Below are 15,771 nucleotides of genomic sequence, written 5' to 3' on the forward strand. Positions count from 1 at the left end.
GTTTTTACTTGATAATAAAAAGCAAGAACAAAATCAGTTCTTGCTTTTTTTCTTTATTTTACACCAATTTCTGCTTCAACAACTTCAACAATGGTATCTACAACATGATTGACCTCTTCATGAGTTGGCGCTTCAGCCATGACACGCAAGAGTGGTTCAGTTCCTGAAGGGCGAACTAAAATACGACCTTTCCCATTCATTGAAGTTTCCATTTCTGAAATTACTTTTTGAATCGCTGGCACATCCATTGCTGATTTTTTAGCTGCATTATCTTTTACCCGAACATTAACTAATTTTTGTGGATAAATCGTAACTTCACTTGCTAATTCAGATAAAGATTTGCCAGTTTCACGCATTACTTTCAACAATTGAATGGCTGAAAGTTGACCATCTCCTGTTGTATTGTAATCAAGGAAAATCATATGACCCGATTGTTCACCACCGAAGTTGTAATTATTTTTCTTCATTTCTTCAACAACATAACGGTCACCAACCGCTGTAATCACTGAATTAATTCCTGCTTCTTCAAGCGCTAAATGGAATCCAAGATTAGACATCACAGTTGTTACTAGCGTATCTTGAGCCAATTTTCCTTGTCCAAGAAGATATTTCCCAACGATAAACATAATTTTATCGCCATCAACAATTTCTCCATTTTCATCAACGGCAATCAGGCGGTCAGCATCACCGTCAAAGGCAAGTCCGAGGTCACTTCCTGTTTCGACAACTTTTTTAGCCATCGCTTCAGGATGAGTTGAGCCTACTTTTACATTGATATTGAGTCCATCAGGATTTTCACCAATAACTGTCAAATTCGCTTCTAAATCAGCAAAAACGGCACGAGCAGAAGTATAAGCTGCACCATTAGCGGTATCAAGAACAACCTTATAGCCTTCAAAATTACCTTCTGCTGTTGTTTTTAAGAAAGCTTGATATTTACGAACACCTTCGATATAGTCATGCAGCATTCCTAAGCCTTGAGCAGATGGACGTGGCAATGTGTCTTCTTCAGCGTCAATCAATGCTTCAATTTCAAGTTCTTTTTCATCCTCTAATTTATAACCATCACCACCAAAGAATTTAATTCCATTATCAAGTGCTGGATTATGGCTGGCTGAAATCATGACCCCAGCAGAGGCACCATCTTTTTTAACTAAATATGCTACACCTGGTGTTGCAATGACTCCTAAATCATAAACTTCAATCCCAACAGACAAAAGTCCTGAAATCAAACTGCTCGCAAGCATTTGTCCAGAAATTCGTGTATCGCGACCAACATAAACTTTTGGTGTACCTAATTCATGTTGACTAAGGACATAGCCACCAAAACGACCAAGTTTAAAAGCCATCTCCGGCGTTAATTCAACATTTGCTTCCCCGCGAACACCGTCTGTTCCGAAATATTTACCCATTTTTTCTTGTCTCCATTTTTATTATTTTTATTTGACTCTGAAAATTTATCCACTTATTTTTACAGGTGTTAATGTTACTTCAACTTCTTGTGGATCAGCACTTACTCCTGTTGCACGTATAGGAACAGTTACTTTCGTTTCTTTTACAACTCCAGAGATATCCACTGATGCTTCAACCTCGTTGATTGCTTCTAAAGCACTTTTTTCTCCTGAAAGAGTAACTGTTTTATCAGATACTTTTGTCTTAATAGATGATAAAGTCTTATCAAGCGTTCCTTTTTGTGTCACTTTAACCGGCACATCTTTAGTTAATTTATTTACTACAACTTTTAAATGAGTCGTTGAAGGTTCAATTTGTGCTGGAAGAATTTTACCTGTGCTGTCTACGGCATGAAGAGTGACTGTGCCTGAATAATTTTCATTTAAATTAACATCATTTGGTAAAGCAGCTTCAATTGCTTGAATTTTTTTGATGCTCTCTTCCCCGGCAGTCACTTTTACCTTTTCATCACTCACTGAAAGTGAATCAATTGTAAAACCTTCTGGCAATTGAGTTGAATCAGCTTTTGGTGTTACTTCAAACTCTTTCTTCACTTTGTCTTCTAAAGTGATATTCATTGTTTTAGGTTCAATCGTTGCCGTTACTCCGCCAGGCAGTTGTTCAATCCGAATTGGTACATCAAATTTCCCTGTTTTTAGTTTGGTCAAATCAACACTTAAAAAGAAATTTCTTGTGTCCGAATTTTCTTCATTAGTGATAGACAAGCGATTATATCCAGAAAGATGAACCGTCGCAGTGCTGTTATAACCACTAACGAAATATTTATTAGAATTATATTTCAATTCTACTGGAACGTTATTGATTGTGGCTGTGTAAACTTCTCCAGACTGATTAGTTCCCTGATTACGGATGGATGTTGCATTAGCATTAAAGAAAAGGACAATCGCAAAGAAAACAGAGGCAAGGATATAAAATGTCTTGGAATTAAAAAATTTATTTGCCATTTTTCTTTCCTCCTGCTTTATTTTTTCTATTCTTCCCTGTTCCTTTTTCATTTTTTTCAACTTTAGGAACTAAAATGGCCACTAGAATATCATGGAATTTTTCTTTGGAAATATCCGCGAAAAATTCTCCATTGTGAGCAATTGAAATTCCACCAGTTTCTTCGGAAACCACTAAAATTAAAGCATCTGAGACTTCAGAAAGTCCAATTGCAGCACGGTGTCTAGTCCCAAATTGTTTTGAAATCCCCGATTTTTCGGTCAAAGGAAGATAGGCAGAGGTTACAGCAATTTTGTTTCCCTGAACAATGACCGCGCCATCGTGCAAAGGTGTATTTGGAATGAAAATATTAATAAGTAGTTCGCTAGTAATATCCGCATCTAAACGAATCCCTGTACTTACAAATTCATTTAAATTTTGCCCTTGCTCAATCGCAATCAAAGCGCCAATTTTTCGCTCAGACATGTAAGCAAAAGATTTCTCGTAAGCTGAAATATGCCCATCAGGGCTACTTTTTCTCGTTGGTGTAAATAATGTGGTTGTTCTTCCTAAGCTTTCAAGCGCTCGCCTAATTTCAGGCTGAAAAATGATAACTCCGGCGATAACCCCATAGGTAATAACTTGGTTGAGTAACCACTCAACTGTTGTAAGTCCAATAAGTCCGGCAATAATTCTGATAAAAATGAAAATAATCACACCACGAACAAGCGTCATTAATTTTGTTCCTTGTACAAACCTAATCGCTTGATAAAGGAAAAAACTGATAATTGCAATGTCTAATATTGCAATAGCAATTCGCAGAGGTGATTCATTCAATTCAAAAATCTTTTGCCAAAACTCAAGGTTAAAAAATTGATTGAAGTCGGTCAAAAGTCCCCCTCCTTTTATATTGTTAGTCTAATTATACCAAAATTTTAAGTGAACTGCTTTATTCCCAAATAAAGATTTATCATCTTGTTCTTATTCCCTTAATCTATCTGTAATTTTTACATTAGCAAAACTGTAGTTTTTAGCTGACGAGAATAAAAAAGTTACTGACAAAAATTCTGTCAGTAACTTTTCATTAGTAAGAATATATTATTTTTTAGCCTCACGTTCTGCTTTACGAGCAGCTCGTCTTGCTTCACGCTCAGGATCAACTGGACGTTTCTTACGTTCTTTTGGCAGAGTAGCTTCTATAGTCCCCTCTGATTCAGGATTTTTTTTCGCCAGTGCTTTTGCTTCACGTTCTAAATACTTATCTAAATCTCCTGATGTTCTAGCATAACGCATAAATCGTTTACGAGAATCTTTGGCAGCTTTAGCATACAAACTTTCTGCATGTTCTGCATCAACTTTTAATAGATTACCAAAACGAGATTGTGTCAATAAGAAATCTCTAACTTTACTAAAATCAGGTTTTTTGAAATCAAGAATCATCGGATTTTTACCCAAATCTTCAAGAAGAGGATTATAGCGATAAAGTTGCCAATAACCAGAATTCACGGCTTCTTTTGCTTCATCAAGTGCTAAATGTATTCCTCCATATAAACCATGTGAAATACATGGAGTATAAGCAATAATGACTGATGGACCTTTAAATTTTTCAGCTTCATCAAAGGCACGGATTGTTTGCATCATGTTTGCTCCAGAAGCAATCTGAGCCACATAAACATCTCCGTAGGTCATTAGCATCGCTCCTAAATCTTTTTTCGTATTAGATTTACCGCCAGCAGCAAATTGTGCAATTGCTGAAGCTGGAGTTGCTTTAGAAACTTGTCCCCCAGTATTGGCATAGACTTCGTTGTCCATAACTAAGATATTAACATCAGCACCTGAAGCCACGATATGGTCTAAACCGCCAAAACCAATATCATAGGCCCAACCATCCCCACCAAATATCCATTGGGTTGGTTTTACAAATTGATCTTTTTGTTTATATATTTCATCCAACTTAGCTGAGTTGAAGTGTTCAGAAGCAAGCATTCCCTTCATTTTTTCGGCTCTTGCTCGTGTTCCTTCTGAATCTTCTAAGTGTTCTACCCAGTCTTTCGCCAATTTTTGCAAATCATCTGACATTTCTGGCAAGGCTTCAAGGACTTGGGCTGCTAATTTTTGACGTCTGGTTTGAGAAGCTAACCACATTCCATATCCGTATTCCGCATTATCCTCAAAGAGTGAGTTTGACCATGCAGGGCCTTGTTCAAACTCATTTGTTGTATATGGTGTTGCTTGTGTTCCACCATAAATGGCTGAACAGCCAGTTGCATTGGAAATCATCATTCGGTCACCAAACATTTGTGTCAATAATTTAATATATGGTGTTTCACCACAGCCTGAGCATGCTCCTGAAAATTCAAAAAGTGGTTTTTCAAATTGACTAGCGGCAATTGTACCTGGACGAGCTGGATTTTCTTTTGTTTTAAGGGTTTGCGCAAAAGCCCAATTGACAGATTCTTTTTCTTGTCCCTCATAAGGAATCATTTTTAAAGCTTCACCCTTTTTAGGACAGGCTTCAACACATAATCCACAACCTGTACAGTCTTCAACAGAGACCTGAATCCGATATTTTAAGCCATCAGCTCCTTTATAATCCATAACATGGAAACCTTCTGGCGCTTGATTCCATTCGTCTTCGTCGACTAAAAATGGTCTGATTGCAGCATGTGGACAAACAAATGAACATTCATTACATTGAATACAAGCTTGGGCATTCCATTCGGGAATTTCTAAGGCAATTCCCCTTTTTTCAGAAGCACTCGTTCCCAATGGTTCATCTCCAAAAGTCATTTTGTTATCGACTAAGGTTTGTACCGAAAGTTCATCACCTTCAAAGGCATTGGTTTTATTTACAATTTCAAAAACATATTTTTTACGAGAACTTTCTGTCGTAAGAACTTTCGTTTTTTCTTCTTGAGTTTCAGCCCAGCTTTCTGGAATCTTTACTTCATGCAAGCCGTTCAAAGCAAGTGCCATTGCATTCAAATTTTGTTCAACAATGGTTGGTGATTTCTTTGCATATTTTTGAGCATCTTTTTTCAGAATCTCATAGGCTTCATCAAAAGGCATAACATGAGCCAATTTGAAAAAGGCGACCTGCATAATCGTATTAATTCTGCGTTCCATTCCGGTTTCATGAGCAATTTTCATGGCATCAATCGTATAAAATCGAATTTGATTTTCGGCAATGAATTTCTTCATTTCATTCGGAAGATTTTTTGAAAGTTGTTCTAGATTCCAACTTGTGTTTAATAGAAATAGGCCTCCAGCTTTCAAGCCTTTGGTCAAGTTATATTTACGTACATAAGTCATGTTGTGACAAGCAACAAAATCAAGTGTAGCTGTCATATATTCAGAAGTAATTGGCGAATCACCAAAACGTAAATGTGAAATGGTTAATCCACCTGATTTTTTTGAATCATATTCAAAAGCGGCTTGAACATATTTATCAGTATGGTCACCAATAATTTTGATTGCTGCTTTATTGGCGCCAACTGTTCCATCTGAACCAAAGCCCCAGAATTTTGCTTGAAATGTATCTGCTGGTGTTAAATCAAGGACTCTTGAATTTGTCAGAGACAAGTTTGTAACATCATCATTAATTCCGATTGTAAACATACGTTTTGGTTGTGCTTTGACTAATTCATCAAAAACACTGACGATGTGTTCTGGACGAGTATCTTTTCCACCAATGCCATAGCGGCCACCAATCACTTGTTTAACATTAGAATTGAAAAGCGCTGATTGAACGTCAAGGAAAAGAGGTTCTCCATTTGAACCCGATTCTTTTGTACGGTCTAAGACCGCTACTGATTTGACTGTCTTTGGTAATTTTTCAAGAAAGTTTTCCAATGGAAATGGACGATATAAGTGAACATTGATAAAACCAACTTTTCGGCCTTGTCCATTTAAATAATCAACTGTTTGCTCAATTGTCCCAGCAACAGAACCCATAGAAACAATGACTTCTGTCGCATCAGGTGCGCCATAATAATTGACTAAATCATAATCTGTCCCACGAAGTTTATTGATTTTTCCCATGTACTTTTGAACGATTTCAGGAAGAGCTTCATAGTAAGAATTGACCGTTTCCCTTTGTTGGAAATAGATATCTGCATTTTGATTTGTCCCTGAAACTGTAGGATGATCAGGGTTCATTGCACGGTCACGAAAATCAGCTAATTTTTCTTGATTAACCATTGGTAATAAATCTTGATAATCAATAACATCAATTTTTTGAATTTCATGAGAAGTTCTAAAACCGTCAAAGAAATTCAAGAAAGGAACTGAACCTTCAAGTGTTGCTAAGTGGGCAACTGCTGACAAGTCCATCACTTCTTGAACAGATGACTCTGCTAACATGGCAAACCCAGTTGTTCTGGCTGACATCACATCAGACTGGTCTCCAAAAATATTAAGCGCCCCAGCCGCTACGGCACGAGCTGCGACATGAATAACTGCTGGCAAAAGTTCACCAGCCATTTTATACATATTTGGAAGCATTAAAAGGAGCCCTTGCGAAGCGGTATAAGTTGTCGCAAGCCCTCCTGCTTTAAGAACACCGTGCATGGCACCTGCTGCACCGGCTTCTGATTGTAGTTCTGTAATTTTTACTGTTGAGCCCCAGATATTTTTACGACCAGCAACTGACCACGCATCAGTATAATCTGCCATTGGTGAACTTGGGGTAATTGGATAAATTACGGCAATTTCTGAAAAGGCGTAAGCAATATGTGCTGCCGCCATGTTTCCGTCCATTGTTTTTTTCATTTTTTTCAAACCTTCTCAGGAGAGCATTTATTCGACATTTTTACGGCATAAAGAGCGGTGTCGGTGTTCTTTATGTGATTTAGTACTAAATCGAAAAAGACGAGAGCTTTCCTAATAATATTATTTTGACTAAGTTAATTTTAGCATTTTAAGCCTGAAAAGTTGAAGCTGCTTAGTGTCAATTATCTTTGACATTATCGTTGAAAAGCCTTTATTTACAAGACCTATCAGTAATTTTTTCACTTACAAACTAAAAAAGATTCTATCAATTAATGACAGAATCTTTAGAGATAAGAGGGCGTAAATTTTAATCAATGATGCGATGTTCAGTTTGAGCATCAAAGAAATGTGATTTGTTTAGGTTCAAAGCCACTGTAATTTTTTCTCCTGGATTGCGGAAATCACGCGCTTCAACACGAGAAACAAATTCAGTTGAACCAGCTCTAAGATAAAGCATAGTTTCTGCTCCAAGAAGTTCAGAAACGACAACTTCAGCTTCAATTGTTTGATTTGGATAGGCTTGTTGTGCCAAATTGCTTGCTTGAATGTCTTCTGGACGAATTCCAAGAATCACTTCTTTTCCTTCATACCCTTGTTCTTTAAGCAATTTTGCTTTTCCTTCTGGAAGGTCCATATTCAAACCTTCATTATTTGTTAATTTTCCAGAAGCAACTTTGACATTAAAGAAGTTCATCGCAGGACTACCGATAAAACCGGCAACAAATTTATTAGCAGGTTCATTATAAAGCTCTTGTGGTGTTCCGATTTGTTCAACACGACCAACTGTCCCTGTTTTATCAGAGTTTGGTGATGATGACATAATAACAATACGGTCAGCAAGAGTCATCGCTTCAGTTTGGTCATGGGTTACATAGATTGTTGTCGCTCCAATTCGACGATGAATTTTTGCAATTTCTGTACGCATTGAAACACGAAGTTTAGCATCCAAGTTTGACAAAGGTTCATCCATGAGGAAAACCTTGGCGTCACGAACAATCGCACGTCCCATTGCTACCCGTTGACGTTGCCCACCTGATAAGTCAGCAGGTTTACGGTCAAGTAAATCAGAAAGACCAAGAATTGTTCCAGCTTCTTCAACACGACGTTTAATTTCATCTTTTTTGAACTTACGAAGTTTCAAACCAAAGGCCATGTTATCAAAAACGGTCATATGTGGATAAAGCGCATAGTTTTGGAAAACCATGGCAATATCACGATCTTTTGGTGCGACATCATTCATGATTTTACCGTCAATTTTAAATTCGCCTTCGGTAATATCTTCAAGACCAGCGACCATTCGCAATGTTGTTGATTTACCACAACCTGAAGGACCAACGAATACAATGAATTCTTTATCTTTGATATCAATGTTGAAATCTTCAACAGCGTATTGCGTCGCATTGGGATATTTTTTGTAGATTTTGTCTAAACTGAGTGTTGTCATTTTTTCTCCTCTAATAACATTTGTTCTTTAATATTATTCTACTGTAAACGTTTTCTGTTTTCAATCAGTGATTTGCCTAAATTAATTGTACAAGTTGCACATTTTACTGACAGAATTATTAATGTAGTTGACAATTCTCTTAGCCTCAACTAAAATGCTCCGAGCCGTCGTATTTTACTGACAGAAAAAGTTACTGACAGATCTGTCAGTAACTTTTTAACCTTCTTCATCTTCGTCTTTAATTTTATTTGCTTCTTCGGCAAATTTTTGCGCAACTGCTTCTAATGCCAAGGTTTCTTCGTCTCCAAGGTAATGGTCATCGTTGATTTCATCAAGGTTTACATACATATCCAAATGACCTTTGAGATTATCAAATTGAACTGGAGCATCTCCACCATATTCTCCATCTAAATTAAGAAGAATTTTTTGACCGCCTAAGGCTTCGATTTCTATTTTACTTGTTTTAATGTATTCCAAATTAACATCATCCAAATGTTTTCCATTAGCTACAATCGCAAGTAAAGCAATAAGTTCAAATAGATTATCTGTTTTCACCAAAATCAGTGTGAAAAGTCCATCATCTAATTTAGCATCAGGTGCAATCTTTTCAAAGCCACCAACTGAATTAGTAAGTGCGGCAAAGAACATTGAAATATCACCCTCAAATACGCCTTCATCATGAACAACACGAACCGGTGCTTTACGCACACGAGGTAAAAGTTCTGCACCCTTTGCTAAATAGGCCAAATAACCAAAAGCCGTTTTTAAATGACTGGGAACACTGTAAGTAAGTTCTGTCAAACCGCCCCCAGCAGCGATATTAATAAAATACTGTTCATCTTGTGTTTCTCTGATTACAGCATGACCGACATCAATATTTAGAATCTGATTTTTACCAATAATTTCAATCGCTTCAAGCGGTTTTCCTCTTGGAATTTTTAAAGCCCTAGCAAAATCGTTTGTCGTTCCCGTTGGAACAATAGCTAATTGAGGACGTTTCTCAAAAGGAGAAATTCCAGCTACAACTTCATTAATAGTACCATCACCACCAGCCGCAATGATTAAATCAAAGCCAGCTTCTGTTGCTCTTGCCGCCTCTTTTTTTGCAGAATCTTGTTCTGCTGTGGTTTGATAAGCACTGGCCTCATAACCATATTGCTCTAATTTATCCAAAATATCTGCAATATGTTTTTTTATAATTTCTTGACCCGATGTCGGATTGTAAATCAATCTCGCCTTCATCATTTTCTCCGAAACCTTCTCTCATCCATTCTTAAAAAATAATTTACTGACAAACTCCCAAAAGAGTGACCCCATCAATTGAACCAAGGTTCAAATTTCTGTCAGTAAATTTACGCTCTCACTAAAGTCTGTCAGTAATATTCAATACAAATTAGTTTATAAATCAAGCAAATCTTGCTCTGACCAGATTTCAATTCCTAAGTCTTGAGCTTTTGTCAGTTTGCTACCTGCTTCTTCTCCGGCGACTACCAAATCAGTTTTCTTAGAAACAGAACCAGAAACATTTGCTCCCAACGCTTCCAATTTTTCTTTTGCTTCTGAGCGCTTCAAAGTCGTCAATTTACCAGTTAAGACAACTGTCTTACCTGATAATATTCCTTCAACATTAACAGCCCCTAAATAATCAAAATTTACACCAGCATTTTCAAGTTCATCTAGTAAAATTTTTGCTCCGTCAGTTTCAAAATAAGAAACGACAGCCGTAGCAATGACCCCACCTAAAGATGGAATTTCAGAAATTTCTTCTTCTGTTGCTTTAGAAAGCGCTCGAAGATTAGCAAAACGTTCCAAAAGTAATTTAGCCGCTTTACCACCAACATGACGAATTCCTAAACCAAATAATAATTTTTCCGCCGAATTTTCACGACTCTGCGCAATTGCTGACACAATTTTTTGAGCCAATGTTTCTTTGACCTTATCTAATGTCAGTAAATCTTCAATCGTCAATTGATATAAATCAGCAACATCAGCCACCAATTTTTTATCAAAAAGTTGTGAAATGACTGACGGACCTAAGCCCACAATATTCATAGCATCACGACTAGCAAAATGAATTAGTTTTTCCCGAATTTGCGCCGGACACAAGGGGTTAACACAGCGTAAAGCCACTTCATCTTCAAAATGAATTAACTCCGAACCACACTCTGGACATTTCGTTGGAATTTCTAAGCCTTCAAGATCTTCTGGCCGTTTATCCAAAAGTACTTTCCCAACCTTCGGAATAATATCCCCTGCCTTATAAATCAAGACATGATCGCCAATACGGATATCTTTTTCTTCAATATAGTCCACATTGTGCAAAGTTGCTCGAGCAACCGTTGTCTGTGCTAAAAGAACCGGGGTCATATTTGCTGTTGGGGTGACAACTCCTGTCCGACCGACAGTCCAGTCAACAGACAAAATTTCTGTTTCTGCTTGTTCAGCTGGAAATTTGTAAGCAATCGCCCAGCGCGGTGCCTTAACCGTAAAACCTAATTCCTCCTGCTCAGCAAGATTATTAACTTTTACAACAACCCCGTCAATATCATAGGGGAGTTCGTCACGCAGACGGGTAGCCTCTTCAATAAATTCCCAAATTTCATCCATATTTCGAGCAAATTTACGTTCAGGATTGACTTGGAAACCAAGTTTTTCAAAATATTCTAAGACCTCTTCTTGAGTGTCATTGGTTGCTGGACTTGCTTCTTGATAAAGGAAAGTTGCAAGACCACGTTTGGCAACTATTTTCGTATCAAGTTGACGTAAAGTCCCAGCTGCCGCATTTCTTGGATTAGCAAAAGGAGCTGCTCCTTCAAGTTCACGCTCTTTGTTCAGTTTAGCAAAATTCTTACGTGGAAGATAAGCTTCACCACGTACCACAATATCAATTGCTTCTTTAAGCTTTAAAGGAACATCTTTGATCCGTTTCACATTTTCTGTGATATTTTCACCCGTTGTCCCATCGCCCCGAGTCGCTGCAGTCACAAGCAAACCATTCTCATAATAAAGAGACAATGAAAGACCATCAATTTTTAATTCACAAATATACTCTGGATTAGCAATTTCCTTGCGGACTCGTTCTTCCCAAACTGCTAATTCTTCACGCGAAAAAACATCCCCTAAACTATAGAGATTATAAGGGTGTCTAAATTTAACAAATCCGTCTAAAATAACCCCACCTGTTCGGTGCGTTGGAGAATCCGCTCTAGTTAGTTGTGGATTTTCAGCCTCCAATTTTACCAATTCTTGATAGAGTCGATCGTACTCACTGTCTTCTACCGAAGGCTCATCTAAAGTATAATATTCATAAGCATACTGATTTAATTTTTCCGTAAGCTCTTTAATTTTTGACTCGATATTCATAGCTCCTATTTTAACACAAAAGACCAGTCAGTATGATTACCGAAGCACATCAAAAAGGCAAATTTCTATTAAAAAAATGATGTAATTTAAAACAAAAAAACTTGCTTTTCCAAGCAAGTATCTTTTTTTATTAAGGCGACGGTCGGATTTGAACCGACGATTAAGCTTTTGCAGAGCCATGTGTTACCACTTCACTACGCCGCCACAACATTAACTATTATAGCGGAAAAATAAATTTATGGCAAGCATGAGCTCACTCTACTTCCAGTTAAATCATTTGAGTCACGACCGACAGGCTTTAACAATCATTTGCTAACTCCAAATCAATAAAAAATGACTTGAGCTATGCAACTTTTCTGTTTTAATTACCAATTTTAAAATTTGTTTCTGTGTCCATAAAGACCAAATCCCGCTGAACATTTTCTCTGCTGACAACATGAAATCTTCTTCCATCTTTTTGAATCAAAAAATCGCCAACTAAAGCCAAATCTCCTGAAATTGACTCAAAATTTAAAACGTTTTTATTCCATTCATTCCAAGAAAGCCGTTCTTGTTCAAAAGCCTGCCTAACCCATATTTCATGAATTGGTCGATGCGAAATTTTCCAGACTTCTACAAGCTGTCCCCTATATTTTGCTTGCATAAAACCCCTTTCTGTTACACATGAACTACTCAGTAAAGATATTTTAGCAAAATGAACAAATTTGTCAAAAGCTAGTTGGAAATTTAACCCTTGTTCTTTTCATATCGGAAACGTTTTTTACATGAAAATAACTTATAATCTGATATTTTTACTTTATTAGGCTTTAAAGTTCACCAAAAAATTAATAAAATACAGTTACGTACCCTTTATACTACTTTTTCCACTTTTGGAGTGTTTTCTTTACATTCCAATAAAAATAAAAAGACACTTTCGTGTCTTTTATTTTTAAAGTTCTTCACCATTTGTTGCGATAACTTTTTGATACCAAGTAAAGGAGTCTTTTTTCGAACGTTCTAATGTCCCATTTCCTTCGTTATCCTTATCTACATATATGACGCCATAGCGTTTTTTCATCTCACCTGTCCCAGCAGAAACAAGGTCAATAAAGCCCCACGGAGTATAACCCATTAAGTCAACTCCATCATAATCTACAGCATTTTTCATTGCTTCTATATGAGCTTTTAAATAATCTACTCGATAAGGGTCGTGAATACTTCCGTCAGCTTCAACTTCATCTACAGCACCAAAACCATTTTCAACAATGAAGAGTGGTTTTTCATAACGTTCATAGAACCAATTCATTGCATAACGTAATCCTAAAGGATCAATTTGCCAGCCCCATTCAGAAGCTTTAACATATTCATTTTTGACTAAATCTTTATCTTCATTGTAATCAAAAGTAGGAGCTTTACCATGGTCTTTAATTGCAAAACTCATGTAGTAAGAAAAACCAATATAATCTACTTTTCCTTCTTCCAATGCTTTCAAATCATCATCAAGAATATCAAGTTTAAATTCCTTACGGTCAAAATAGGCTTTTAAATAGCTTGGGTAATGTCCGCGAACATGAACATCTGCAAACCAATAGCGACGTTGCATAGCAACGGTTGAAGCCATCATATCTTCTGGTTTACAAGTTGCAGGATAAATCGGACACATGGCAATCATACATCCAATTTGGAAATCTGGATTGATTTTATGTCCCAGAGCGACAACTTTGGCAGAAGCAACCAACTCATAATGAGCCGCTTGATACATCATTTCTTCACGTTCTTTTTCGCTTGCTCCTTCTGGGAATTTTAAACCAGAGTTAGTAAATGGTGCAAAATCACGCAAATAGTTTGCTTGGTTGTTGATTTCATTGAAAGTCATCCAATATTTAACTTTATCTTTATAACGATTCATTACGACTTCTGAAAAATGGACAAAGAAATCAATGAGTTTACGATTACGAAAGCCACCATATTCTGTCACTAAGTGATAAGGAAGTTCAAAGTGAGATAGAGTAATTACAGGTTCAATCCCATGTTTTAAACACTCATCAAATAAATCATCATAGAATTGCAATCCTTCTTCATTAGGTTCTGCTTCATCTCCATTTGGAAAAATACGAGTCCATGCAATGGAAGTTCTAAAACAATTTAATCCCAATTCATCAAAGAGTGCAATATCTTCTTTGTAGCGATGATAAAAATCAATAGCCTCATGATTCGGATAATTTTCTCCCTCAATTACCCCATCTGTGATTTTTCTCTCTACTCCATTGCTCCCTGCTGTCATGACATCAGCAACAGAAACTCCCTTTCCGCCGGCATTCCATCCTCCTTCAAGTTGATGTGCAGCAACTGCTCCTCCCCAGAGGAAGTCTTTTTTTAAAGTCATAATTTCTCCTTTTAAATTTTTAGAATTAACATTTTTAATAAGATAAGCTCAAGAATTCTTGAGCTCATCTAAAATTTGCTATTATTCAGCAGCATTAATTTCAGCTTCTGTTTCAGCTTCTTCTTTAAGAAGAATATTGTCATAAGCTTTGGCAAATGGCCAGTAGAGAAGTGATGTCAATGCAAGGATAATAACTTGCCAAACCATACCTTGCCAGCCACCTACAAGGTATCCTGAAAGAACTGCAGGTGTTGTCCATGGAACATAAGCTCCGTTAAATGGTGGAATGATTCCTAGATAAATCACTAAGTAAGTCAAGATTCCTGAAATCAATGGTGCTAAGATAAATGGAATTGCAAGAATAGGATTTAAGACAATAGGAAGACCAAAGAGAATTGGTTCATTAATATTGAACACTGCAGGTCCAATTTCCATACGTCCTAAAGTTTTACCTTGAACTGATTTTGCACTCACTAAGAGGAAGATAACCAAACCAATGGTCAAACCAGAACCAGTAACTGTCAAGTATTGGTCCATGAATGATTGTGTAACGATGTGGGCTCCATTTGAAAGACTGAGATGTCCTGCTTTATAGAGGGCAGCATTGTCAGCAGAGTTGGCTTGAAGCAATGGTCCCATAATCCCACCGATGATTGTCGCTCCGTGAACACCGAACCACCAGATAAATACTGGCATAAAGGCAATAACGAAGACGCCGACAGGACCATCAGTTACGTGTTGTAATGGAGTTTGAATCCATTTATAAACTAATTCAATGAAAGTTGTGTTGAATCCGATTGTTGTAATTCCGTGAACAACTCCAGCTAAGGCAATGATTGCTCCTGCAGGAACAAGTGAAGTGAATGATGCCGCAACGTTTTCTGGAACTTGTTCTGGCATTTTAATTGTGATGTTACGACGCATAAAGCCAGTGTAAATCCAACCGACTAAGAGTCCGACGATGATTGAAAGAACCATCCCTTTCCCACCTAACCAAGCTCGGTCAATTACTCCCCCTACTTGATAAGCAGTTGAAACTTTAGTTGGGTCAGTAACAGATGTTACTTGATGAATTGTGTCTGGTTGCAACAAGATGTGAACGATAATACCAGTTAAACCAGCAGGAACTCCTTCATAACCTGCATCTCGAACCCACGCGTAAGCAATACCGAATACGGCAAGCAAGGCCATAATACCAAATGAAGCATTATTAATTTGTAAAAAGAGTGGGCCCAATTTGATTTTGTTCATGAAGTCTTGGCCTGCTTGGAATGGCAATTGACCAAGAATCAAGAATACTGAACCAATAATGATAAATGGAATAGGATAAATCATACCATTTTTGATTGCCGTGACTGCACGGGTATTCAAAAATTTCATCATTGGAGGCATGATTTTGTTTTGAATAAAATTGTTCATGGTTGAACAGTCTCCT

The 15,771-nt window shown here is 37.2% G+C and carries 10 protein-coding genes and 1 tRNA gene; all 11 read right to left on the minus strand.

All coding sequences use genetic code 11. The features are described from left to right. Positions 1-53: 53 nt before the first annotated feature. Positions 54-1,412, minus strand: coding sequence for a phosphoglucosamine mutase (gene glmM, locus IAE52_RS02700; RefSeq protein ID WP_003131539.1), 1,359 nt, complete (start codon positions 1,410-1,412; stop codon positions 54-56). A 45-nt stretch (positions 1,413-1,457) separates the two neighbouring features. Beyond that, the gene (locus IAE52_RS02705) at positions 1,458-2,417 is read right to left on the minus strand and encodes a YbbR-like domain-containing protein (protein WP_012897245.1); all 960 of its coding nucleotides are present in this window, start codon (positions 2,415-2,417) and stop codon (positions 1,458-1,460) included. Beyond that, positions 2,407-3,285 carry a diadenylate cyclase CdaA gene (cdaA, locus tag IAE52_RS02710; RefSeq protein WP_003131542.1) on the minus strand — a complete coding sequence of 293 codons (879 nt, stop codon included), beginning with the start codon at positions 3,283-3,285 and terminating at the stop codon, positions 2,407-2,409. The genes IAE52_RS02705 and cdaA overlap by 11 nt, the downstream gene beginning before the upstream one ends. A gap of 207 nt (positions 3,286-3,492) precedes the next feature. Next, on the minus strand, positions 3,493-7,164 hold the full coding sequence (gene nifJ / locus IAE52_RS02715; RefSeq protein ID WP_109990659.1) for a pyruvate:ferredoxin (flavodoxin) oxidoreductase: 3,672 nt from the start codon (positions 7,162-7,164) through the stop codon (positions 3,493-3,495). Positions 7,165-7,471: 307 nt separating this feature from the next. Then, positions 7,472-8,608, minus strand: coding sequence for an ABC transporter ATP-binding protein (locus IAE52_RS02720; RefSeq protein WP_003131545.1), 1,137 nt, complete (start codon positions 8,606-8,608; stop codon positions 7,472-7,474). A gap of 216 nt (positions 8,609-8,824) precedes the next feature. Continuing rightward, the gene (locus IAE52_RS02725) at positions 8,825-9,853 is read right to left on the minus strand and encodes a diacylglycerol kinase family lipid kinase (RefSeq protein WP_080735938.1); all 1,029 of its coding nucleotides are present in this window, start codon (positions 9,851-9,853) and stop codon (positions 8,825-8,827) included. A 153-nt stretch (positions 9,854-10,006) separates the two neighbouring features. Then, positions 10,007-11,971: an NAD-dependent DNA ligase LigA gene (gene ligA / locus IAE52_RS02730; protein WP_109990658.1), complete on the minus strand. Its 1,965-nt coding sequence runs from the start codon at positions 11,969-11,971 to the stop codon at positions 10,007-10,009. Between the two features lie 133 nt (positions 11,972-12,104). Next, positions 12,105-12,175 (minus strand) — tRNA-Cys (locus IAE52_RS02735). A 157-nt stretch (positions 12,176-12,332) separates the two neighbouring features. Further along, positions 12,333-12,614 (minus strand): hypothetical protein, encoded by a 282-nt coding sequence (locus tag IAE52_RS02740; protein WP_003131548.1) that lies wholly within the window; start codon positions 12,612-12,614, stop codon positions 12,333-12,335. A gap of 285 nt (positions 12,615-12,899) precedes the next feature. Next, on the minus strand, positions 12,900-14,336 hold the full coding sequence (locus IAE52_RS02745; protein WP_003131549.1) for a 6-phospho-beta-glucosidase: 1,437 nt from the start codon (positions 14,334-14,336) through the stop codon (positions 12,900-12,902). An 81-nt stretch (positions 14,337-14,417) separates the two neighbouring features. Further along, a complete protein-coding gene (locus tag IAE52_RS02750; RefSeq protein ID WP_003131550.1) occupies positions 14,418-15,755 on the minus strand; it encodes a PTS sugar transporter subunit IIC in 1,338 nt (445 codons plus the stop codon). Positions 15,756-15,771 lie beyond the last annotated feature (16 nt).

It is taken from the genome of Lactococcus sp. S47 (assembly GCF_016517475.1).
Classification (GTDB): Bacteria; Bacillota; Bacilli; order Lactobacillales; family Streptococcaceae; genus Lactococcus; species Lactococcus lactis.